Annotated in this window: 22 protein-coding genes and 1 pseudogene; 13 read left to right on the forward strand and 10 right to left on the reverse strand. The window is 71.5% G+C overall.

All coding sequences use genetic code 11. From position 1 onward, the window contains the following. The first annotated feature begins 202 nt into the window (after nt 1-202). Entirely contained in the window at nt 203-2,080 is a 1,878-nt protein-coding gene (locus tag ABII15_RS37985) for an NAD(P)/FAD-dependent oxidoreductase (protein WP_353946849.1), read from the forward strand. Here the strand turns inward: ABII15_RS37985 and ABII15_RS37990 are convergent. Both ABII15_RS37990 and ABII15_RS37995 read right to left on the reverse strand, forming a co-directional pair. Further along, complete coding sequence (locus tag ABII15_RS37990; RefSeq protein WP_353946850.1) at nt 2,046-3,065, reverse strand: YdcF family protein; 1,020 nt, start codon at nt 3,063-3,065, stop codon at nt 2,046-2,048. The two genes, ABII15_RS37985 and ABII15_RS37990, sit on opposite strands and share 35 nt — an antisense overlap. Nucleotides 3,066-3,120: 55 nt before the next feature. Then, entirely contained in the window at nt 3,121-3,408 is a 288-nt protein-coding gene (locus ABII15_RS37995; RefSeq protein ID WP_353946851.1) for a PepSY domain-containing protein, read from the reverse strand. A gap of 147 nt (nt 3,409-3,555) precedes the next feature. Here ABII15_RS37995 and ABII15_RS38000 point away from each other — a divergent pair, with 147 nt between their 5' ends. Beyond that, nucleotides 3,556-4,680 (forward strand): NADH:flavin oxidoreductase, encoded by a 1,125-nt coding sequence (locus ABII15_RS38000; protein WP_353946852.1) that lies wholly within the window; start codon nt 3,556-3,558, stop codon nt 4,678-4,680. Nucleotides 4,681-4,744: 64 nt separating this feature from the next. On the opposite strand, the gene ABII15_RS38005 is transcribed toward ABII15_RS38000, so the two are convergent. Next, nucleotides 4,745-5,701 carry a hypothetical protein gene (locus ABII15_RS38005; RefSeq protein ID WP_353946853.1) on the reverse strand — a complete coding sequence of 319 codons (957 nt, stop codon included), beginning with the start codon at nt 5,699-5,701 and terminating at the stop codon, nt 4,745-4,747. A gap of 1 nt (nt 5,702) precedes the next feature. Further along, nucleotides 5,703-6,311: a TetR family transcriptional regulator gene (locus ABII15_RS38010; protein WP_353946854.1), complete on the reverse strand. Its 609-nt coding sequence runs from the start codon at nt 6,309-6,311 to the stop codon at nt 5,703-5,705. A gap of 139 nt (nt 6,312-6,450) precedes the next feature. On the opposite strand from ABII15_RS38010, the gene ABII15_RS38015 reads away from it, so the two are divergent. Together ABII15_RS38015 and ABII15_RS38020 are read left to right on the forward strand one after the other, a co-directional pair. Continuing rightward, complete coding sequence (locus tag ABII15_RS38015) at nt 6,451-8,337, forward strand: cellulase family glycosylhydrolase (RefSeq protein ID WP_353946855.1); 1,887 nt, start codon at nt 6,451-6,453, stop codon at nt 8,335-8,337. An 84-nt stretch (nt 8,338-8,421) separates the two neighbouring features. Next, nucleotides 8,422-9,027 (forward strand): GPP34 family phosphoprotein, encoded by a 606-nt coding sequence (locus ABII15_RS38020; protein ID WP_353946856.1) that lies wholly within the window; start codon nt 8,422-8,424, stop codon nt 9,025-9,027. A gap of 123 nt (nt 9,028-9,150) precedes the next feature. Here the strand turns inward: ABII15_RS38020 and ABII15_RS38025 are convergent, their stop codons facing one another. After that, nucleotides 9,151-9,420, reverse strand: a complete 270-nt coding sequence (locus ABII15_RS38025) for a GlsB/YeaQ/YmgE family stress response membrane protein (protein ID WP_353947321.1) — start codon at nt 9,418-9,420, stop codon at nt 9,151-9,153. A gap of 208 nt (nt 9,421-9,628) precedes the next feature. On the opposite strand from ABII15_RS38025, the gene ABII15_RS38030 reads away from it, so the two are divergent. From ABII15_RS38030 to ABII15_RS38050, 5 genes are all read left to right on the forward strand, one after another. Next, a complete protein-coding gene (locus ABII15_RS38030) occupies nt 9,629-10,180 on the forward strand; it encodes an EF-hand domain-containing protein (RefSeq protein ID WP_353946857.1) in 552 nt (183 codons plus the stop codon). A gap of 96 nt (nt 10,181-10,276) precedes the next feature. Next, complete coding sequence (locus ABII15_RS38035) at nt 10,277-11,452, forward strand: spore photoproduct lyase family protein (protein ID WP_353946858.1); 1,176 nt, start codon at nt 10,277-10,279, stop codon at nt 11,450-11,452. A gap of 87 nt (nt 11,453-11,539) precedes the next feature. Next, nucleotides 11,540-11,677 (forward strand): hypothetical protein, encoded by a 138-nt coding sequence (locus ABII15_RS38040; protein WP_353946859.1) that lies wholly within the window; start codon nt 11,540-11,542, stop codon nt 11,675-11,677. 99 nt (nt 11,678-11,776) lie between these two features. Further along, a complete protein-coding gene (locus ABII15_RS38045; RefSeq protein WP_353946860.1) occupies nt 11,777-12,280 on the forward strand; it encodes an N-acetyltransferase in 504 nt (167 codons plus the stop codon). A gap of 81 nt (nt 12,281-12,361) precedes the next feature. Next, nucleotides 12,362-12,856, forward strand: coding sequence for a GNAT family N-acetyltransferase (locus ABII15_RS38050; RefSeq protein WP_353946861.1), 495 nt, complete (start codon nt 12,362-12,364; stop codon nt 12,854-12,856). Nucleotides 12,857-12,988: 132 nt separating this feature from the next. Here the strand turns inward: ABII15_RS38050 and ABII15_RS38055 are convergent, their stop codons facing one another. Then, a complete protein-coding gene (locus ABII15_RS38055; RefSeq protein WP_353946862.1) occupies nt 12,989-14,446 on the reverse strand; it encodes an FG-GAP-like repeat-containing protein in 1,458 nt (485 codons plus the stop codon). A 250-nt stretch (nt 14,447-14,696) separates the two neighbouring features. Between ABII15_RS38055 and ABII15_RS38060 the strand changes: the two are divergent. Next, nucleotides 14,697-15,014 (forward strand): annotated as a pseudogene (locus ABII15_RS38060) (MMPL family transporter); the annotation flags it as partial. Nucleotides 15,015-15,100: 86 nt separating this feature from the next. On the opposite strand, the gene ABII15_RS38065 reads toward ABII15_RS38060, so the two are convergent. The 4 genes from ABII15_RS38065 to ABII15_RS38080 form a co-directional block, all read right to left on the reverse strand. Continuing rightward, nucleotides 15,101-15,907 (reverse strand): thioesterase family protein, encoded by an 807-nt coding sequence (locus ABII15_RS38065; RefSeq protein WP_353947322.1) that lies wholly within the window; start codon nt 15,905-15,907, stop codon nt 15,101-15,103. Between the two features lie 213 nt (nt 15,908-16,120). Continuing rightward, nucleotides 16,121-16,798 (reverse strand): 4-phosphopantetheinyl transferase, encoded by a 678-nt coding sequence (locus ABII15_RS38070; protein ID WP_353946863.1) that lies wholly within the window; start codon nt 16,796-16,798, stop codon nt 16,121-16,123. Then, nucleotides 16,795-17,037: an acyl carrier protein gene (locus ABII15_RS38075; RefSeq protein WP_353946864.1), complete on the reverse strand. Its 243-nt coding sequence runs from the start codon at nt 17,035-17,037 to the stop codon at nt 16,795-16,797. Before ABII15_RS38075 ends, ABII15_RS38070 begins: the two co-directional genes overlap by 4 nt. 15 nt (nt 17,038-17,052) lie before the next feature. After that, nucleotides 17,053-17,940: an aminoacyl--tRNA ligase-related protein gene (locus tag ABII15_RS38080; RefSeq protein WP_353946865.1), complete on the reverse strand. Its 888-nt coding sequence runs from the start codon at nt 17,938-17,940 to the stop codon at nt 17,053-17,055. 360 nt (nt 17,941-18,300) lie between these two features. On the opposite strand from ABII15_RS38080, the gene ABII15_RS38085 reads away from it, so the two are divergent. The 3 genes from ABII15_RS38085 to ABII15_RS38095 are packed head-to-tail and all read left to right on the forward strand — an operon-like array spanning nt 18,301 to nt 22,486. Continuing rightward, nucleotides 18,301-19,386: a phytanoyl-CoA dioxygenase family protein gene (locus ABII15_RS38085; RefSeq protein ID WP_353946866.1), complete on the forward strand. Its 1,086-nt coding sequence runs from the start codon at nt 18,301-18,303 to the stop codon at nt 19,384-19,386. After that, nucleotides 19,368-20,678, forward strand: a complete 1,311-nt coding sequence (locus ABII15_RS38090; protein ID WP_353946867.1) for a DUF6271 family protein — start codon at nt 19,368-19,370, stop codon at nt 20,676-20,678. Before ABII15_RS38085 ends, ABII15_RS38090 begins: the two co-directional genes overlap by 19 nt. Then, the gene (locus tag ABII15_RS38095; RefSeq protein ID WP_353946868.1) at nt 20,675-22,486 is read left to right on the forward strand and encodes a condensation domain-containing protein; all 1,812 of its coding nucleotides are present in this window, start codon (nt 20,675-20,677) and stop codon (nt 22,484-22,486) included. The genes ABII15_RS38090 and ABII15_RS38095 overlap by 4 nt, the downstream gene beginning before the upstream one ends. Nucleotide 22,487: the final 1 nt, after the last annotated feature.

Genomic DNA, 22,487 nt, shown 5'->3' on the forward strand with positions numbered 1-22,487 from the left:
CTCCTTTCCGTGGTCCGGCTGGCCGGACCGGGCCTTGCGTGGCGTCGTCCGCGGGCAGGGCCGCATGGCGCGAACCCCACCCCTACCGGACAGCCTTGTCCGGTTGTTGAGTTACGGTACCGGTGCCCGTGCGGAAGGCCCAGCCAGGGCCCGCACCGTGCGGCGCGGCCCGCAACTCCCCCCCACGAGAGGAATCCGCCGCATGACCCCGCCCCAGCGCGACACACCCCCCACCTCGCAGGCGACGGCAGAGCTGCGCGAGCGCTACCGGATCGAACGGGAGCGCCGGGTCCGCCCGGAGGGCACGCGCCAATACCGTTCCACCACCGCCGAGTTCGGCTACTTCGCCGAAGACCCGTACGTCGCGGAGCCGGCCCGGCGCGAGCCCCTGCGCGACGTGGTGGACGTCGCGGTCGTCGGCGGCGGCTTCGGCGGGATCCTGGCCGGCGCCCGGCTGCGCCGCGAGGGCCTGGCGAAGGTGCGCGTCGTCGAGCAGGGCGGGGACTTCGGCGGCACCTGGTACTGGAACCGCTATCCCGGCATCCACTGCGACGTCGAGTCGCACGTCTATCTGCCGATGCTCGACGAGACCGGCTACGTACCGGAGTGGAAATACGCGCCGGGCGAGGAGATCCGCCGGCACGCCATGCGGATCGCCGAGCAGTTCGGCCTGTACGAGGACGCCCTGTTCTCCACCACCGTCACCGCCCTCACCTGGGACGAGAGCGCCCACCAGTGGGTGGTCGACACCGACCGGGGCGACCGCTTCCGCGCCACCTACGTCGTCACCGCCACCGGCACCCTCTCTGAGCCCAAACTGCCCGGCATCCCCGGCATCGAGGACTACAAGGGCCACACCTTCCACACCTCGCGCTGGGACTACGGCTACACCGGCGGCGGCCCCGACGGAGCCATGACCGGGCTCGCGGGCAAGCGCGTCGGCGTCGTCGGCACGGGCGCCACCGGCGTGCAGGCGATCCCGATGCTCGCCGAGGACGCCGGCCACCTGTACGTCTTCCAGCGCACCCCGTCCGCCGTCGACGTGCGGGGCCAGCGGCGCATGACGCCGCGTGAGGTCGGCGCCGACCGTCCCGGCTGGGCGGCCGAACGGCGCGAGAACTTCCTGCGGATCGTCTCCGGCGATGACGTCGAGCGGGACCTCGTCACCGACCGCTGGACGGAGTGCGCGGGCCTGCTCGAAAAGCTCCTGCCCAGCTTCCGCCGCGACGGGGCACCGGACTTCGAGGCGACCTACGAGGCCGCGGACCACGCCACGATGGACCGGATACGGGCGCGCGTGACCGCCGAGGTCGCCGACCCGGCCACGGCCGCGGCGCTCCAGCCCTGGTACCGGTACGCGTGCAAGCGGCCCACGTTCTCCGACAAGTACCTGCCCGCCTTCAACCGGGACAACGTCACCCTCGTCGACACCGCCGACACCCACGGCATCGAGCGCATGACCGTGAACGGCGTGGTGGTGGGAGGCGTGGAGTACGAGGTCGACTGCCTCGTCCTCGCCACCGGATTCTCCGTCGGCGTCTCCGGCATCACCTCCGGGAAGCTGCCCGTGACCGGCAGCGGCGGCATCCGCTTCCTGGACGCGTTCACGCAGCGGGGCCCGCGCACCCTGCACGGCTTCACCAGCCACGGCTTCCCGAACCTGTTCATGATGGGCCCGTTGCAGAACGCCAGCAGCGTCAACTTCACCCACATCCTGGACGAACAGGCCGTCCACGCCGCCGCGTTGATCGCCGCCGCCGAGAAGCGGAACGCCGTCGTGGAACCGACCCCCGAGGCGGTGGACGCCTGGCTCGCGGTCTGCGCCGAGGACGCCCCGGACCATGAGTGGTTCCACGCCGAATGCACCCCCGGCTACTACAACCGCGAGGGCCGAGGCCGCCCGAACGGCCCGAACGCCTATCCCTACGGGGCTGTCGCCTTCCACGACATGCTGCGCCGCTGGCGCGAGCAGGACATCGACGACGTACTGCGACGTACTGCGCGGCAAGAAGACCGACGCGGGCTGAACACCCGTACGGAGCCGGTCAGGGGGTGGGCGGCCATCCCAGCCACCAGATGAACAGCCCGCTCAGCAGGACGAGCAGAAAGAGAGCCGCATTGGTACGACGGTAGGAGACGAGCAGGGCCACGAACTCGCGGAGCATGGCACTCGGCCAGAAGTACGAGGCCGTGGGGGCGCCCACGACATGGCCGCGGACGCCCGTGCGGCGGGCGGTGACCGCGGCGCGGAAGACGTGGTAGTTGTTCGTGACGATCACGCAGCGGTAGCCCGGATTCGCCTTCTCCATCAGGGCCTTGCTGAACGCCAGGTTCTCGTCCGTGGTCGTCGAGCGGTCCTCGCGCGTGATCAGATCGGCGGGAAAACCCTCGCCCGTCAGATAGTCGGCCATGGCATGGGACTCCGGCAGCTTCTCGTCGGGTCCCTGCCCGCCGGAGGTGATCAGCACCGGCCGTCTCCCTCTGCGGGACAGCCGGGCATGCTCCTTGCGGGCCCGTTCGAGACGGCTGGCCAGCAGCGGGGGCACCTTGGTCCCGCCGATCAGTCCCGAGCCGAGGACCACCACGAAGTCCGCCCGGCGCCGGATGCGCAGACGCGCGTACAGCCCGCCGTAGACGAGGAAGCACAGGAACAGGAAGGCGACGTATCCGCAGAGTGCCGTGGCGGTGGCGGCGGCCACGAGAAGCGTGTGGGTGTGCAGGGCCAGCGCGGTGCCCAGCAGGGCGAGCAGGGCGACCAGCGCGAGGCCCGCTCCGAGGGAGAGCAGGTTCGCCGGACTCCGGCCCTCCTTGCGGACCATGGTGATCCCGTTGGCGATCAGGAACCACGCGAGCGTGATGACGCCCAACACCGCCAGGACCAGCAGCGCGAGCGCCAGATCGCGGCCCAACTGCTCTTTTTCGGAGGCCAGTTTCAAGAACAGCGCGATCCCGGCGAAGACGACGCAGAGGCCCAGGAGAACGGCGTTGCTGACCCGGCGGCGGTCCCGCGCCACCCCTGCACAGAACAGGACGAGGCAGACGAGCGACGGAACGAAGGACACCATGAGCACATGCTAGTGACGTGCCCTTCGACGCCGTCGCCTGCCCTGCCCAGGGCCCTCAAGCGGGCGGGATCTCCTCCTCGGGGACCTCCGTGTCCTGCACGACCTCGCCGGTATGCGCGTCCAGGAGCAGCTGCCAGACGGTGCCCTCCTCGTCCTCCACCTCGGTCGAGAAGAGGTAGCGGCTCGCGCTGCCCTCGTACCGGCCGAACTCCAGCCCCAGGGCGCCCCTGCCGCCGGGATGCCGTGCCTCGGCGATGTCGAGGAGGTCCCCGGCCGGGAGAACCAGCTCCGACTCCACGATCCGGCGGGCCTCGTCGCTCTCGATCTGCGTCATACCGATCATGCCCCCACGCTACGAGCGGGCCCGCGTCCGAGGCGAACCGCCCCGCGGCAGGGGAATGCGGACCCCGTCCGAGCAGTTACTTCAGAGGCTGTAAGAATGCACGCTCACATACCAAACGGTTAACCCTGCATCCTCTGAGGAGTTCTTGTGACCGCCACGACGCCCGCATCCCGCGCGGCTCGCCTCCTGTCCCGCCCGATCGCGCTCGGCGGCCTCACCGTTCCGAACCGGATCGTGATGGCACCGATGACCCGCATGTTCTCCCCGGGCGGCATTCCCGGCGACGACGTGCGCTCCTACTATGCGCGGCGGGCGGCGGCCGGAGTCGGCCTCATCGTCACCGAGGGTACGTACGTCGGTCACGACTCGGCCGGCCAGAGCGACCGTGTGCCCCGGTTCCACGGTGACGACCAGCTGGCCGGATGGGCGAAGGTCGCCGAGGACGTGCACGCCGCGGGCGGCACCATCGTTCCGCAGCTGTGGCACATCGGCATGGTGCGCCGGCAGGGCGACGCCCCGTACCCGGAGGCGCCCGCCGTCGGCCCCTCCGGCCTGGTCGACGCGGGTGCCGAGCCCACCGGCAAGGCCATGACCCAGCAGGACCTGGACGACGTCGTCGCCGCGTTCGCCCAGGCCGCCGCGGACGCCGAGCGCATCGGCTTCGACGGCGTGGAGCTGCACGGCGCCCACGGCTACCTGCTCGACCAGTTCCTGTGGGAGGGCACGAACCGCCGCACCGACGCCTACGGCGGCGACCCGGTGGCCCGGACGAAGTTCGCCGCGGAGATCGTCGCGGCGGTCCGCGAGAAGGTCTCCCCGGACTTCCCGATCCTGTTCCGCTACTCGCAGTGGAAGCAGCAGGACTACACCGCCCGCCTCGCCGAGACCCCGCAGGAACTGGAGGCGATCCTCGCCCCGCTCGCCGCGGCCGGCGTCGACGTGTTCCACGCCTCCACCCGCCGCTACTGGCTGCCCGAGTTCGACGACTCCGACCTCAACCTGGCCGGCTGGACGAAGAAGCTCACCGGCAAGCAGGTCATCAGCGTCGGCTCGGTCGGCCTCGACGGCGACTTCGTGAACGCCTTCCAGGGCGAGGGCTCGGCGGTCAAGGGCATCGACAACCTCCTCGACCGCCTGGAGGCCGAGGAGTTCGACATGGTCGCGATCGGCCGCGCGCTGCTCCAGGACCCCGAATGGGCGGCCAAGGTGCTCGCCGACCGCTTCGACGAGCTGAAGCCGTACGACGCCGCCGCGGTGAAGACGCTCAGCTGAACCACCACCCGGCCGCCCCGGGCAGGGGCGGCCGTCCGGTGCGGGGAACAACGACGGCGGTAGTTCAGTCGCCGCGGCCGCCCGGTCGTCGATGTCTGGCGCTCATGGCGTGGAAGACCTTCTTCGGTTCCCAGCGGGTGTCGTCGAGCATGCGCACGACGCCGTACGAGGCGATGTCACGGTCCCGGGGCTTGTCGAAGTTGGCGAAGGAGAACCACAGCGCGGTGTCCATGCCTTCCTCTTCGAAGAGGTCGAGCAGTTCGTCGAGGTAACGCACCTGCTCGTCCTCGTCCGGCACCGCGTCCTGGGGCGGCTGCCAGGCCATGCCGCCCCGTTCGCCCGCTCCTCGGTACGCGCACGTGCCGTACTCCGTGACGGCGACCGGCTTGCCGTGGGAGAGGGACTCGCGCAGGTGGGCGCGGAAGTCGGCGGCGTTCTGCGCGCTCCGGTAGGCGTCGATGCCCACCAGGTCGAAGGGTGCCCAGTCGACGGGTTCCCAGGCTCCGGAGGCGTAGGTGATCCTCCCGCCGAAGTGCGCGCGGACGGTCGTCGCGGCCCGGGCCAGAAAATCGTTGAGGCGTTCGGGGACCGGGCCGAGCGAGGCCCACCACGAGAGGTCGGCGGTGGCCATGGCGTGGAGACGATCGAGGTGGGTGTCGCCGGGGAGGAAGCCGTGGGCGAAGGCGCTGAGTTCGCAGCCGGTGACGAACACGACCCGTGCCCCGTCCTCGCGCAGGGCCTCCGCGTGCTGAGCGCACTCGGCGAAGAGCGGCAGAAGCTGTTCCGGGTGCAGATCGACGGGGAACGGGGAGAGCCACACCTCGAGACCGGCGGCGGCCGCGTGCTCGGCCGCGACGCGCAGTCGCTCGGGGTCGCGGCCGGAGACGCGCACGACGTCGCAGTGCAGCTCACCGGCGATCACCGCCATGTCGCGCCGGACCTGTTCGGGGTCGAAGGTCGTGCGGGTGAACCGTTGGCCGGGAAAGGTCCCGGTGTCGTAGTTGATGCCGCGTGCGCGCACGTCAGTGCCCTTCCAGATGGGTGAGTCCGTGTTCCAGCAGGTCGAAGGCCACGGCGATGTCCTGGACCAGGGCGCGGCCGGCGTCGTCGGCCGAAGCGCCGTCCAGCAGACGCTGGAAGTACGCCTCCTGGAGGGTGAGCAGCGACCCGGCGATCTGGGCCGCCATGAGTGAGGCCGCGGTGGGGCCGTACTCGGCGGCCAGGACCTGCGCCAGCGCCTGGCGCTGCTGGTGGAGCAGGGCGTTCGCGGCGCTCTGCAGTCCCGGGCTGCCATGGATCACGCGCACCCGGGCGAGCAGCGCGTCGAGGTCCGTCTCCGGGATCCCCCGGGCGGCGAACGCGCCGGAGTGCGCCCGCAGGGCCTCCAGAAAGGTCTGGCCCGCCGGTCGCCGGGCGACGACCCCGGCCAGGTCGTCGCCGCCCACGCCGTCCAGGACGAGCGATTCCTTGGCCGGGAAGTACGCGAAGAGCGTCGTCCTGGCCACCTCGGCGGCCTCCGCGATCTCGTTGACCGTCACGGCGTCGAAACCGCGCTCGGTGAACATGCGCAGCGCCACCGCGGCGATCCGCTGTCTGGTCTGTTCCTTCTTGCGCTCGCGAAGTCCTGTCACACGGGCACGATATCCGTACCCGGTACGGAAATGAACTCGGTACTCTCTTCGCCGGTCCCGCGCACCGATCTCGGACCTTCAAAACCGGACCCGTCTGCCTTATCGTCTAGGCCCGAATCGTCGACAGACAGGTGATGTCGTGCGCCTTCCCTCCTGTGCAGTCATCGCTCTGCTGATCGCACTCGCCGCACCGACATCCGCCGCAGCCGGCGAGAGACACGCGGCACCGTCACCGAACCTCACGGAAAGGGCGTCCGCGGCGCCGTCCTGGACCGGACCGCTCAGCACCCGGGGCCGCTACATCGTCGACGCCGACGGCAGCCGCTTCAAGCTCAAGTCGGGCAACTGGCACGGCGCCAGCGGAACCTGGGACGGCTCCGGGTCCGCGGACGATCCCGCGCACAACCACGCCGGAGAGGTGGGCCACCGCGCGCCGCTCGGCCTGGACCGGGTGCCCATGAGCCGGGTCGTCACCGACTTCCAGGGCCTCGGACTGAACAGCGTGCGCCTGCCCTTCTCCAACGAGATGATCAGCGACACCCAGCCGGTGACCGGACTGACCGCCAACCCGGAGCTCAACGGGCTGCGCCCGCTGGAGGTGTTCGACCGGACCGTCCGGGCCCTCACCGACGCCGGGCTCGCGGTCATCCTCAACAACCACACCACCACGACCCGTTGGTGCTGCGGCGTCGACGGCAACGAACGCTGGAACAGCGGCCAGAGCACCCAGAAATGGCTCGACGACTGGGTCTTCATGGCCAAGCGCTACCGCTCCAACCCCCGCGTCGTCGGCGCCGACCTGCGCAACGAGATACGCCGCGACGTCCTGGACGACCCCAACTGGGGACTCGGCGACTCCCACGACTGGGCCGCCGCCGCCCAGCAGGCCGGCGACCTGATCCTCAAGGACGCCAACCCGGACCTGCTCATCATGGTCGAAGGCATCAACTGGGCGGGCATCCCGGTCGACGGATTCTGGCACGACCGCCCGCTCCTCAAACCCCTCGCCACCCTGTCGAACACGCTGGTACGCAGCCACAAGCTCGTCTACGCCGCCCATTTCTACGGCTACACCGGCCCTCAGCACAGCGGCGCGACCGGCATCGGCGAGACCACCGACGCCCGCTACCGCGACCTCGGCCGCGACGACCTGTTCCGGACCATGCGCGACTCCGCCTCCTACGTCGCCGACACCCCCGACCGCCACTTCACCGCACCGGTGTGGATCAGCGAGTTCGGTGTCGGCAAGGACGCCGACACGAAGGAACGCGCCTGGTTCGCCAACACCGTCGACTTCCTCGTCGACCACGACCTCGACTTCGCCTACTGGCCCGCCGTCGGCTTCCAGGACGGCGACCAGGGCAACCGGTGGGGCCTGATCCGCTACGACACCACCGGCGCCGCACGCAGCATCCTGGACGCCGACGACTGGCGCGGCACCGCATGGCGCGAACTCACCGCCGCCGACGGACGGCAGGGCCCGGTACCGCAGGTGCGCACCTGGTCGATGCTGAAGGCCACCCACACCGACGCCAACCGCTCGCTGAAGGCGGCCGCGGACTGGGACAGCGGAGCCCGCAAACTGTCCTGCCCCGACGACCAGCGGCTGATCGGCATCAGCCAGCGCGGCCAGGGCGGCCTGTGCACCGACGCCGGCATCGCGAACCTCGCGACCTCCGCCGCATCCGTCAAGGTCACCTCCGAAGCACACGTCACCGCGGACTGGGCGCGCGGCTTCACGAAATACCAGTGCGCCGCGGGACAGTTCATGACCGGGTACAGCGTCCGCGGCAACCGGGTGTCCGCCGCCCTGTGCTCACCCGCACGCATCGCCCTCGCGGGGACCGGCCGCACCCTGTGGGACGACCGGGGCGACTCCCGCCCCGCGTCCGGCGAGGGCGGCGACTACGCCAACGGCTTCTACAAGGCACAGTGCGACGCCGACGAGTACGCGGCCGGCATCGCCTTCTCGAATGCCGTCGGCCGCGGCGGCACTCCCGACGCGCTGTACTGCCGCAAGATCTGAAGGGCCGCCGAGCTGTCGGGAGCGGTGGGGGAGAGGTCGTGGCAGACTCGGTCCGAACGGGCCGACGATCGACCGGGAGCGCCGATGACCACTGCACGGGACCTCGCACTCGTTGCTCTGGACGCGTCCCCGGGCCGCACCGTGGAACAGGGCGACCTGTCGCTCGCGCTCGCGGGCGCCGAGGCGATCGACCTGGTCAGTGCTGGTGTGATCACCTTCGACGGGGACCGGATGGTGCCCGGCCCGCCGACGCGAACGGGCGACCGGCTCCTCGACGAGGCCGCCGCGTCGCTCCTGCGGGAAGAGCCCTACGAAACCGTCGAGGACTGGCTGTGGCGGCGCGGCGACGAGCTGGCGGCGGCCTACGTCGACGACGTCGAGGGCGTCGAGCCGGGAGCCCGGGGACGTGCCCGCCGCCATCCGCTGCTGTCCGGGCGGCGGGGCGCGGTGGACCCTGCGGAGCGTGACCGTGCGGAGGCCCGCCGGGCGTCCGGGGAGCCTGTCCTGGCCGTCCTCGCGGCAGCGGCCGGGGCGCAGGACGAGCGGCCGGAGGCGGGCCGGGACATCACCGATGACGCGGTGACCACCGTACTGGCCGCCGTCGGCGACGCGGTGATGGAACTCGAAGCCGTACGGCAGCGCCGGTCGATCGAGGACGCCGCGTTCGACAACGTCTGGCGAGGTTTCTGAGCCCGCCCGGCACCCCGGTCGGGCGGGACACGAACCGGACTTTCCGTCCAACGGCGAACGGCTCCGCCCACCGAGGTGGGGGAGCCGTTCAGCACATCCGAGCGAGCGGATACTCCGACAGGTTCAGGCGCGGCGCCGGTTGCCCGCGATCACGCGGTACAGGATCAGCAGGATCAGCGACCCGACGATGGCGGCCACCCACGTCGACAGGTTGAAGAAGCCGTCGATGGAGTCGACACCGAAGACCACCTTGCCGAGCCAGCCTCCGAGGAGACCCCCGACGATTCCGATGAGCATCGTGACGATGATGCCACCAGGGTCCTTGCCCGGCAGCAGCAGCTTGGCGATCGCCCCTGCGAGCAAGCCGAGAACTATCCACGCGATGATGCCCATCATCTGCCTCCAACCAGCGAAAATAAGAACTAGGTAAGCGAATGTTCCGTGGCGTCGATTTCAAACCAGGGGACACTTCCCGGTCCCGTTCCAGGGGTGAAACCGGCGCGTGGGGTCGTGCGCCCGGGACGCCGCGATCTTGTGCGCCGGTGGCCGGCCGACGGGGCTGGGCAGTCTGCTCGCAGCACAGACGGCGAGGAGGCTTGTGGTGGCCAGTGAGTTTCAGCGGACGAAGGTCCGGGCGATGTTCGACGCGTTCGACGCGGACGGTGACGGCTCCCTGCGGGAGGGAGACTTCGAGGCGCTGACGGCCCGGTGGGGGGTGCTGCCGCGGGTCGCCGACGGACCGGAGCTGGCGGCGAAGGTGCGTACGGTGCTCATGGGGTGGTGGCAGCACCTGTCGACCGTCGGCGGCGGGGCCGCTGCCGAGCGGATCGGCATGGACGACCTGATGGCGATGGTCGACCGCCTGCCGACGATGAAGCAGGAGGTCACGGCGACGGCGGACGTCATCTTCGACGCCATCGACGAGAACGGGGACGGCCGGATCTCCCGGAGCGAACACGGGCGGCTGATCGACACCTGGCACGGGCGGGCCGTCCCGACCGGCGACGTCTTCGACCGGCTCGACCAGGACGGCGACGGCTACCTCAGCCGCTCCGAGTTCGAGGTGCTGTGGACGCAGTTCTGGATCAGCGACGATCCGGCCGAGCCGGGCAACCTGATGTGCGGGCCCGTGGCGGGCGCGACCGCCACCTGAGACCGCGCTCGAGGCGACAGGGCGCTCGGGCTCGTAGGCTCGCAGTGACCAGCCCTACGGTGTCCCGGTGCACCGAGACCTCCGGAGGTACCCCGCGTGAACCGTCCCCCGGAGAACCCGCTGCCCGCCGACGACGGCCAGCAGGCTCTGTTCGGCTGGGACGACGCCCCCGCCCCCGGCGGGGCAGGGGGCGGCTTCCGCGACAGCGCACAGGCGCGACGGCTGCTCGACATCCGGTCGGTGTACGCGGAGCGCGAGGCGCTCGACTCGCCGCGCGGGCGGCAGATCATGGCCCGGCTGCCCGACGCGGAGGTGACCGAGGTCGCCGGCCACTGGCGCATCCCCTCGCTCCACGGCAACGAGGGAAACGTCGCACGCTGGACCCGGATCAAGACCGAGACCCTGGTCCTCGGCGTCAAGCGCCACCTGGTCACCCGCCCCAACGGACGCTCCGCGGACTGGATCGCCCCCGGCGTCTCCAACGGCTGCGCCATGGCCTGCGCCTACTGCTACGTCCCCCGCCGCAAGGGATACGCCAACCCGATCACCCTCTTCACCAACATCGAGGCGATCCTCGCCCACGTCCGCCGGCACGCACGCGCCCAGGGACCGAAGAGCGAACCCAACCAGTGCGATCCACACGCGTGGGTCTACGACATCGGTGAGAACGGCGACTGCTCGGTGGACGCGCTGTTGTGCGACAACACCGCCGACTACATCGCCGCCTTCCGGCAACTGCCCACCGCCAAGGCGTCGTTCGCCACGAAGTTCGTCAACCCCGACCTCCTCGACCTCGACCCGCGGGGGCGCACACGGATCCGCTTCTCGCTCATGCCCCCTCCCGACGCGCGCCGACTGGACATCCGCACCAGCCCGGTCGCCGAGCGGATCGCCGCCGCCGCGGACTTCCTCGACGCGGGCTACGAGGTCCACTTCAACCTGTCGCCGGTCGTCCTGCGCCCCGGCTGGCAGCGCGACTGGGCCGAACTGCTCGCCCATCTCGACGACGTCCTGCCCACACGTGTGAAGCGACAGGCCGCCGCCGAGATCATCATGCTCACGCACAACCAGCAGCTCCACGAGGTGAACCTCGGCTGGCACCCGCGCGCGGAGGAGCTGCTGTGGCAGCCGGAAGCGCAGGAGACCAAACGCTCGGAGAACGGCGCCCTCAACGTCCGCTACCGGGTGCAGGTCAAACAACGCGCCCTCGCCCGCCTCACGGACCTGCTCACCACGCACGCCCCCTGGCTGCGCATCCGCTACGCCTTCTGAAGAGGGCGCTCGGCAGCGGTCGGTCGGACGCGGCGTCAATTCTCGAAAGCTACCGGATACCGGCTCGCGCAGGCCGAGGACGACGCCGTGTACCTCGTCCGCATGCTCGCCGACCCGAACATCAGTGACGCCATGAACGACGCGATCCAGGCGGTCCTCGACGACGGCAGCCCGGAGGCGCTCCGGTACTTCCGCACGGTCGGCCAGTACGAGATCGACGGCTGAGCACGGCCGCGACACCCGAGCGACCGGGCCGGGCCGGGGCCGCCCCCGCCCCCCGGCCCGGCAACGCCGCGGGCGGGGCTCCTGTTACGGTCGGGCGCCATGAGCTGGCTTCCCGATGACTTCGTCCACCCCGTCCTGGTGCCGCTGCCGGGTGGTGGCCACCATCTGCGGCCGATCCGTGAGACGGACACCGCGCTCGACTATCCGGCGGTGATGGGTTCGCGCGAGCGGCTGTGGTCCCTCTTCGGCCCGGCCTGGAACTGGCCCGCGGCCACCCTGACCTACGAGGCCGACCAGGCCGACCTGTTGCGGCACGAGAAGGAGATCGCCGCGCACCAGTCCTTCAACTACGCGCTGTTCGACACGGCGGAGACAGCTCTGCTCGGCTGCGTCTACATCGACCCGCCGGAGAGGGCCGGCGCGGATGGCGAGATCTCCTGGTGGGTGGTGGACGAACTGGAGGGCAGCGAGGTCGAGCAGGCCCTCGACGCGCTGGTGCCCCAGTGGATCGCGGCCGACTGGCCGTTCGAGCAGCCGCGCTTCGTCGGCCGCGAGATCTCCTGGGCGGAGTGGCTCGCCCTGCCCGAGCATCCCGGCAGGTGAGTGGTGTGTCGCGTGCGTGCGGCGAGTGGCGTGGTGGACAAGGCAATTGCTGCGGCTGAGGCGCCGGTTAGGGTCTGTGCCATGGCTGCCGATCCCTCTCCCGCCCCTGTCCTCACCCTGCGCGTCGCGACCCGCGCCGACCTGCCCGCGGTGCTGGCCCTGCTCGCCGACGAGGAGCGGGTGGTGGACCCGGCGACCGTCACGGTCTCAGAGGCGTACGAGCACGCCTTCGCGGCGATCGACACGGACCCGCGCAACGAGATGCTGGTCCTGGTCCAGGACGCCGACGGCCATGACCGGGGCGGGACGGTCGTGGGCTGTCTCCAGGCCACGTACATCCCTGGGCTCGGAAAAGGCGGCGCCGAGCGGGCCCTCATCGAAGCGGTACGGATCCGGGCCGACCGCAGGAGCGGCGGGTTGGGCCGCATCCTCATGGAACGCGCGATCGAGCGGGCGCGCGCCCGTGGCTGCCGACTCGTCCAGCTGACGAGCAACAAGCAGCGCGAGAACGCGCACCGCTTCTACGCGGGACTCGGATTCGCCCGCAGCCACGACGGGTTCAAGCTCGGACTGTAGGACGGGTCGGCGGACACTCTCCGGAGCCCGCCGACACGTCCTGCAGTCCGAGCACCCGCCCGTACTCGATCGCCCCCGCAGTCGATCCAAGTTCCGTGCGGGCATGGTCATTTCGCGCGGGGGCTGTGCTGCCTACTTGCCGATGACCTCGCCGTACTTCGTGCCGGTGAGCAGCGCGAGCCCGAGCGGTGTCAGCGAGCGGCCGAGGGGATGGGCGGTCTCCGTGCTCTGCGCGTACCAGACGCCGCCCGAACGGGCCTCGCCCGCGTTCTCCGTGGGGGCGCTCGCGGCGACGTCGCCCAACTGGTCGGGGTTGTACCTGCCGGTGGTCACCTGCGCGCCGAACTGGTCGCCGGCCTCCGCGGTGCCCGGCATGTCGGGGGTGTTCTGGTTGACCGCGACGCCGCCGGACGGGCCGGTGGGCGTGCCGCGCAGGACGACGTACGCGCCCGCGTCCTTGACGGTGCCGACGTCCTCACCGGGCACGCCGACCACCAGTTCCGGGAGGCCGTCGTCGTTCACATCGCCCGCGGCGACCGAGAAGCCGAACCAGTCGCCCGCCTCGGAGGCCCCGGCGACTCCGGGGCTGTCCTGGGTGAAGCAGTCGTGCGAGGAGCCGAAGGCCGCGCCCTTGCCGTACACGAGGGCGACCGCGCCGCCGGCCCGCTCGTCCGCGCACAGCGGTGCCTCTTCGGACTCGGCGTTGGGCTGGTCGTAGCCGATGGCGAGGTCGTCCTTGCCGTCCCGGTCGAGGTCGGCGGCGGCGAGCGACTGGCCGTAGTCGCCGGTGCTCCACTGCTCGACGGGCTTGCCCGCCTCGTCCCAGCGCAGGATGAAGGAGCCGGCGCCCTCCATCTCCTTGTAGGTGACGGCGAGGTCGTCCGTGCCGTCACCGTCGAAGTCGCCGGTGGCCAGGTCGCGCGTGCCGCCGCCCATGCTGTAGCGGTGGATGACCTCGGTGGTGGTGGGCGAGCCGGGCGTCAGCGGGCCCGGGCGCAGCCGCAGCGAGCCGTGCTCCTCGCCGGACGCGCCGATCGCGAGGTCCTGGTCGCCGTCGTGGTCGTAGTCGCCCACGGAGACGCGGCCGCCGAGCTGCGTGAACTCGCCCTCGCCCCTGGCGGCGGTGAAGCCGACGCTGTCGTGATTGCCGAAGCCCGTACGGGAGCCGTACAGCACGGTGACGGTGCCTTCGTGGCCGTGGCCCGTGTCGGTGAGGGCCTCACCGCTCGCGCCGATCACGAGGTCGGCGACGCCGTCGCCGTTGAGGTCGCCGGAGGCCACCGCGGAGCCGAATCTGTCCCCGGCCTCCGGAGTGCCGGGCACGGCGCGGTAGGACTGGCTGATGATGCCGGTGGAGCTGTTCGGGCCGAGCCCGTTCACCCCGCCCCAGACCACATTGACGTATCCGGCCTTCGCCTTGCCGTTCACGGTCGCCGACGGCACACCGACGGCGAGGTCGGTGAGGCCGTCCCCGTTGAAGTCGGCGTGGAGCGGGGTCGCGGCGGTCGCGGTTCCCGCGAGGGGCAGGGTCAGGCCGGCGGCGGTGAGGGCAGCAACGGCCGCTGTGGCGCCCAGGGTTCGTACACGCACGGTCGTTCTCCCGGAAGTTGAGAAGGGGGAAGGGAAAGTCTTCCGGGCTGTGTGACGGGTGAGGTGTACGAAGGGTTGTGCGAAAGGGGCGTGAAAGTGAACCCCGTCCGCGTGCGCCTGGCCGCACGTCCCGCACGCTCGCAAGGACGCTCCGACCGAGGCGGCGTTTAATGAACGTAGGGGAGCGTCTCTCCCGGGAGCAGCACATGTCCGCCACCCAAGACACGTCGGAACGGGGTCATCGTCATCGTCGCGCGTGCACGAAGCCTGGTTGCGCACCGGCGACGCGCGGGGCAGCGTCGCCCACGCGCTGGAGACCACCGCACGTGTGATCACCTGCGCCGCGTTGATCATGGTGAGCGTCTTCGCCGCGTTCGTCGTCAGCGACAACATCGTGGTCTAGATGCTCGGACTCGGCCTGGCGGTCAGCGTGCTGATCGACGCGACCGTCGTCAGGCTGCTCCTCGTACCGGCGGTGATGACCCTGCTCGGCTCCCGCGCCTGGTGGACACCACGCCGGCTCGACCGGATCCTGCCGCACATCGACACGGAAGGCGATCGGTCATGACGCCGGTCCGGCACTGCCGCCGAGGCGCGGGCCGGGCGACGCCGGGGGAACCCCGAGATTCCCCATGACGGTTCGCCGAGGACCACCTACTGCTGGTCCTGCCGCAACGGCCGGACCGTGAGCATCTGTTGGGCGTGACCGACGGGACCGTCGATGTCGTGCAGTACCGTGCTGGTGACGCCCTGGCCGGTGGGGCCGAAGACCACGGTGGTGTCCAGGCCGACCCAGCGGCCCCGTGGCCGGCGGTGGAAGTGGAGGGTGAGGTCCACGTTGGGGAACATCCAGGCGCTGGGCGGTTGGCGTACAGCGATGCCGTTGGCCGTGTCGACCAGAGCGACATAGGACGCGAGAGGGCTGACGGGCTCGCCCGCGACGAGATCCAGATCGGTGGAGACCCAGGCGGTCGTCCGGCCCGGCTGTGGCGGCGTCACCGGGCGAGTGTCGAGGGAGGCGATGTAGCCGCCGGGCCAGACGGAATCCAGCGGCCAGGAGTCGAGCGCGTCGGGCGGCGTGAGTTCCCGCGGAGCGCCTCCGGCGACGGCGCTGGTGTCGCCGGAGGCGAGGAGCCAGGCACGGGCGCGCACGACGGGGCGGTCGGCGATGAGGGCGACGGCCTCGATCAGTTCGATGGTGCGGCCCGGTCGGATGGCCTCGACCTGTATCTCGCACTCGTCGAGGGCGAGCCGGCCGAGGATGTCGAAGCTGATCCTGGACAGCGCCTGGAGAGACCGGCCGTCGTGCGGGCGCGTGGCCAGATGGCGGTCGATGGCATGGACGACGAGACCGCCGAGCGGGCTGAAGTGCTGTTCGGCGGGATCCCACGCGCCGCTCGCGTGCGGGGTGGGCTTGTAGCGGTGGTCGTCGATGGGCTCGTAGTAGCTGCCGGTGTCCAACGGAGGCGTTTCCTTCTCGGGCTGGCGGATGTCGAACGGTGCGCTGACGCAGAAGAGCCAGTATGCGAAAAGGATGCCGACCAGGGCGAGATGGACCTCGGTGCCGTCGGCGATGCCGAGCCGACGACGCCACGAGCGCAACCCGCCGCCGATGCCGTCCGTGAGCGCCGCCGCCCGCGGCCCGGCGCGGGGTCGGCACGCCACACGTGACCTCTACCGCGGAACCCCGACACCGTGACCGCGCGGAACGAGCCGGGCAGGCGCCAGATCGGCGGCTTCGGCACGGCGCCACGATCCCGTGCAGGCCAGCGCGACGAGCGCACCGCGAGACACGTCGTGCCAGGAGTGAACCGGCTGCGCGACGGCGTCGGCCTTGAACCGGGCCTCGGCCCGCACCCACCCGGTCAGGCCGTCCGGCGTACGGCGCGGGTGCCCCGGGGAGCCCGGAGGGAACCGCCGCCGCACCAGTTCGGGGTCGGGCGGCACACGGTCGTACCGCTCGACGTCCACGCCCACCCGTCCGAGTCCCACGGCGGCCGCCACCAGCCCCTCCGCGTGACTGATGCTGACCCCCAGCCGTGGGTGCCGGGGTAGGGAGGGCCTGCCGTGTCCGGCGCGGTCACAGTCGGGGCAGTGCTGGCGCAGCTCCACCTCGGGCGCCGGGCGGCCGGTGACCCGGGCCGCGCACCAGCGCAGCAGCAGCCGGGCCGCGAGGACGTCGTCACGCCGCGCGGGCACGCGCACCAGCGCGAGCCTGCGCCGCTCCCAGCCGGCGAGTGTCCGCTCGTCCGCGGTGGGGGCCGCCAGCACTACGGCGGTGCGGGCGACCACCACGAGTACCGGCGCGCCGGCCGCCCGGGGCACAGGTCCGCCCGGCGGCTGCGCGCTCACGCCGGGGCGGTGCCCGACGCGCTCAGGAACCGCTCCCGGATGCGGTCGAGCGTGCGGAAGTCGTCGATGGTGGACGTCTGGAGGTCGATGATCTCGCCGCTGATCGATTCGAGCAGGTCGATGAACTCCAGGAAGTCCATCGAGTCGATGAGCCGGGCCTCGATCAGGTCCTCGTCGTGGGCGATGCCTCCTTCGAGTTCCGGGTTCTTCTCGTGGATCCACTCGATGACGGATTCCATGGCGCTGCGGGGTCCTTACTGTGCGACGGGGGCGGGGGAGTGGGCGGCGCCGGCACGGGGCCGGACGCGGTCGAGGACGTCGAGGGCGGCCTCGGCGGAGCCGTGCGCCAGGATCATCGCGTGGATCCAGCGCTCGACGCCGAAGGCGACGCAGGAGCTGAACGCGCTGCCGTGCCCTCCGGCGCTGATGTCCAGCCGTTCACCGAAGAAGTTGCGGTGCCGGTTCACGGAGGCGATGGCCGTGCCGTCGGAGACGCTGTACTCGTGCTTGACGGGATCCAGGGCCATGAGCCGGGCCCGCGAGCCCTGCCGGTCGTAGAAGGGATCGTCCGCCGCCGCCCGGGTCAGTTCGAGGCCGAGTCGCTTCGCCAGGTCCGTGACGAACTCCGCGCCCCGGTCGAGATGTTCGACGCAGCCGTCCTTGGTGCCCAGGTACAGCACCTCGCGCATGTGGAAGCCGTGCAGCCTGCGCAGGCCGTCGTAGTGGGTCTCGTTGCGGAAGCAGCGGCCCGTGGCGGACAGCCGCAGCCCGTCCTCGCCGACGTCCTGGCCCTCCAGCGACAGCAGCAGGCCGTAGCAGGTGGCGGAGGGCAGCAGGTGTCCGGTCGCTCGCAGCGGTGCGGCCTCGGCCGGCCCGCCGTCGGCGAGTGCGTCGAGCGCCTCCGGGCCGAACCTGCCCGCGGGGACGCCCAGGTGCGGGAAGTTGCGGAAGTAGTCCAGGCGCGCGAGGCCGGAGGCGGGCAGCAGCGGCGGACCGAGACATTCAGGGGCCGCCAACTCCTCGGCCAGGCCGAGGAGAAGGGTGTCCAGGCCACGCAGGAGCGCCGTGTGCACGGGATCGAGCGCGAGCAGTCCGGCGCCGGGGCCGCGCAGCTGCGGCAACGGCCGGGTGGAGGTGTTCATGCAAACCGCTTCCTGGGAAATCGGGCGGGCGCTGAGAAGCCGGGACACGGTGGGGCACGTCGGCGGTGCTGTGCCGTCATGAGCGCGTTCACGGCGTCGAGTTGTGGACCTTAGAGCGCCCCCGCAGAATTTGTCTAGACCATAAGAAGGTCCGGTGCTCCGGTGGCTCGATACTGCTGTTCGCGGTCTCAAAAGACGGTCAAAAAGGGGGACTTGACAGAATCCCAAGGTCTAGACCAGTGTTCGAGCGCTCCCTCGTCCCGCTCATCCGACCGGGCTGACGGCGGAGCGGAGCGCCGCCGCGGCCGTGCCGTGCGCGCGCCCAGCCGACCGACTCCCGGACGTCGCCGAAGGAGCCGCATGACCGCCACAGCGCCCGCCCGCCCCCGCCGTCAACCCCGCCTGTACCGCGCCGCCACCGACCGGCCCTACTTCAGCACCGACGGCGAGTCCTACCTCGCCCGGACCACCTTGCGCGAGCTCGACAAGACCCGCCCCCTGCGGGTGCTCTCCGCCGAGCAGTTCGCTCATTGGCAGACCTACGGCTACGTCATCGTCCGCGAGGCGATCCCGGCCGCTGCCGCCCGCCGCCTGCTCGACTTCACCTGGGAGTTCCAGGGGCTCGACCCCGACCGCCCGCAGACGTGGTTCGAGGACCGGCCCTGGCGTTCCCAGCTCGACCGGCAGCTGCACATCTACGGATTCGTGGAGGCGTACCACCACCAGCTGCTCTGGGACAGCCGGCAGAACAGCCGCGTGTACGACGCCTTCGTCGACGTGTGGGACAGCGAGGAACTCTGGGTCACCCTCGACCGGCTGAACCTCAACCCGCCCAACCGCGGCAACCGCGACCGGGCCCTGATCGACCCCACCGACCGCGGATTCGACATCGAACTGCACTGGGACATCGACACCAGCCTCGGAGTCCCGCCCCAGCGGGTGCAGGGCATCATCGCCCTCAACGACACCAGCCCCGATACCGGCGGCTTCCAGTGCTGCCCCGAACTCTTCCGGCGCTTCGACCAGTGGGCCCCGCTCCAGCCCGCGGACCGGGACCCGCTGCGCCCGGAGGCCGACCGGGACGCGTTCCCCGTCGTCAGGCCCGACCTGAAACCCGGTGACCTGCTCATCTGGAACGGACTGCTCGCGCACGGAGTGGCCCGCAACACCTCGGAGAACGGCGTGCGGGCCGTGCAGTACCTCTCGATGATGCCCGCGCTCGAGGAACACGACCGGCTGCGCACCTCGCGCGTCGATTCCTGGCGCCACCTGCGCACCCCCCGCTGGAACCGCACCCTTGTCGGCGACCCCGTACGGCACGAGTCCAAGCGCTATCCCACCGCCGACCTCGACGCCCTCGGAAGCCGCCTGCTCGGGCTCACGTCCTGGCACGACCCGGACCGCCCCGCGAACGCGGAGGAGCACGCGTGCGCCGCATCTGTCTGACCCTCCCCACCGACCGGGCCTGCGCACCCGCCATCACCGGCCTGGCCAGGGAAGCGGCCCACGGCGCCCGGACCTTCGGCGTCGAGGTGCACGTCCTCGTCCTGGACTCCGCACCCGCCGACGCGCGCGCTGAACACCGCGTGGTCATCGAGAACCTGACACCCGCACCGGGTGTCGTCGTCCATCACCTCGACGAGCGTGCCCAGCGCGCGCTGCTGCGGGACATCGTCGCCACCGCCGCGCCCGCCGACGCCGACCGGCTGCTGCACCTGCTGCTGCCCGCCGGTGTCTCGTACGGTGCCTGCACCAACCGTGCGTTCCTCATCGCGGAATCCCTCGGCTGTGACTCCGTGCACCGCCGGGACTCCGACAGCAGTTACCAGGAACACGCGGGCGCGACCGTCTTTCCCCTCCACCAGGAGCTGGCCTTCCTCGACGCCACGGCGTCCGACGCCGGCGCGCGCGTGTCGGCCCGCAGACTCCGCCCCGACTCGCGGGACCGCCAAGTCGCCCTGGTGGGCGGGTCGTTCATCGGCGCCATGTCCGTCGACCTCGACGGGGTGCGACAGCGCGACCCCGCGGCGTACGAGCGGTTGCTCGCGCTCACCGTGCCCGACGACTACCCGGCGCTGTGGCGCCCGACCCTCGTCGCCGACTCCTTCCGGGGCGGAGGAACCACGGAGTTCACCGAGGACCGCACCATCCTCACCCGCGTCCCGCCCACCCGGGTCGACATGTGCAACATCGCCCTGTCCCGCGCCGTGTACACGCGCGTCCCACTGCCGCCGGCCCGGGACACCGTCGGCAGCGACTACTTCCTGCTGCACGTCGTGCATGCCGCCGCGCTGCCCGGCGTGCTGCACAACCGGCACATCGTCAACCACCACACCCCGGACCGGCGCACCGACGAGGCGTTCCTCGCCTACCAGGTCAGGCTCGCCAAGTACGTCCTCGCCGTGCCCCGCCTCCACGGGATCCACACCGCCCTCGGCGCCGCCGGGCCGGAACTCCTCGACGACGACGGGCGGATACGGACCGCCGCCGTCGCCGACCCGGTACGCCTGAGCGCCGCCGACCCGCGCCCCGGCGACGCCCACCGGCTGGACGCCCTCGACGCCGTCCTGCGCGACCTCGGGGGACGCTGGGCCGCGGCCGCCGACCTGCTGAACGCCCGTAGAGACGAACTCCTCGCCGAGGCGCGGACCGACATGGCCGACTTCGCGTTCCTGCTCGGCGCGTGGCCCGCGCTGACCGCCTCCGCCCGCGCCCGACAGGCGGTGAGCACACGATGACGGACACCACACACGAGACGCCCGTACACGAGACGTCCGCACATGCGGAACCCGCGCACCCGACCGCCTACCGGCAGACCTCGCACAGCGTCCGCTACTCCGCGGGAGTCGCCCGGCGCGGACCGCTCGCCGTCGGGCAGACCAACATGATCCGCTGCATCCTGCGCGACGACCCCGTACAGATCAACATCCATGACGTGTGGCCCGCACCGCTCGACACGTCCGTCGAGGCCGCCGTCGACGCCCTGTGCGTCCTCGTGGAACGGCACGAGGCGCTGCGCACGACCTTCCCGCACCGCCCCGGCGAACTGCCCGAAGAGCAACACGTCGCGGCCGAGGGCACCTTCCGCGTCGTCGAGCGCGCACACCACACGTGTCCCGAGCAACCGGACCGGTACGCCGAGTCCGTCGCCCGGCTGTCCCGCCACGAACGTTTCCGGCTCGATCGCGACTTCCCGCTGCGCCTCACCCTGCTCACCCGGAACGGGACCGTCAGCCACGTGGCCCTGGCCGCGAGCCACGCCGCCGTCGACGGCTCCGCGCTCGCGATCCTGCACGACGAATGGCACGCCCTCGTGACGGGCACACCCCTGCCCGCCCCGACCGCCCGCACCCCGCTGGACCTCGCCGCGGAGGAGACCTCGCCCGGCGGACGCCGCAGGAGCGAGGCGTCACTGCGCTATTGGGAGAACGTGCTGCGCACCGCACCCCAGGCGATGTTCGCCGAACCGAGACTGCGCGCCGGCGAGTACAGCACCGCGCAACTGACCCTGCGGTCGTCCCGGGCCGGACGGGCCCTGCGGGACACCGCGGCGCGCACCAAAAGCCCCGCCCCGACCGTTCTGCTCGCGGCCTGGTGCACCCTGGCCGCGCACCGGGCCGGACAGCACACCTGCGTCGCCGCGGCGCCGACCGGAAACCGCAACCGGTCCGGGCTCGCCCGCAGCGTGACCACCCTCTCCCAGGACGCGCTGCTCAGCCTCGACATGAGCGGCCCGACCTTCGACGCGGTGCTGCGCAGGACGTGGGGCGCGGCGCTCGACGCCTACCGGCACAGCAGGTTCGACTCCGTGCGGCTCTGGGAGATGATCGACTCGGTCACCCGTGAACGCGGCAGCCGATTCGCCCGCGACGTGGTGTTCAACGACGTGAGCAGCGTGCCGGCGACGTCCGTCGGCACGGTGGAGACGTCCGGGGACGCCGAGCCCCGCGAGTTCTCCCTGACCTGGGGGCCCGAGCAGGTCCTGCCCACCCGCCTGCTCACCTTCGTCCACGCGGTCGAGCCCGAGCTGCGCCTGTCGCTGTGGGCCGACCCCGCTCTCTTCACCCGGGCGGAGGCCGAGGACCAGCTGACCGGACTGGTCCGTCTGCTCGAGGCCGCCGCACGAGCGGACGTGCCGCTCGCCGACCTCACCTCCGTGACCGGAGTGCGTCCCGCGGAGCGCGACGCGGACTGGCACCGGATCGACGACTGCTGGATCTCCCGCTCCGCCGTCGAGCGCGCCGTGAGCGACGCCGCCGGCCGGCTCCCCGCCCACGTCGCCGTCACGGACGACCCGGCCGCAGCCGCACCGGACGGGCGCGGTGCCCGCCTGGTCGCGTACGTCGCGGTGCCGCCGGACGGCAGCGCCCCGACTCCGCACGGCCTTCACACCGGGCTGATGACAGAGATCGCCCGACGGTCCGAACTCCTCGCACCCCACCACTACGTGGTCGTCCGCGACGCCCCGCACGACACCACCGACGTCGCGGCGTGGCAGCGACGGCCCGTCCTCACCGAAGGGAACGGCCGCGAACGGCCGATGTGAC

The organism is Streptomyces sp. HUAS MG91, assembly GCF_040529335.1.
GTDB classification, from domain to species: Bacteria; Actinomycetota; Actinomycetes; order Streptomycetales; family Streptomycetaceae; genus Streptomyces; species Streptomyces tabacisoli.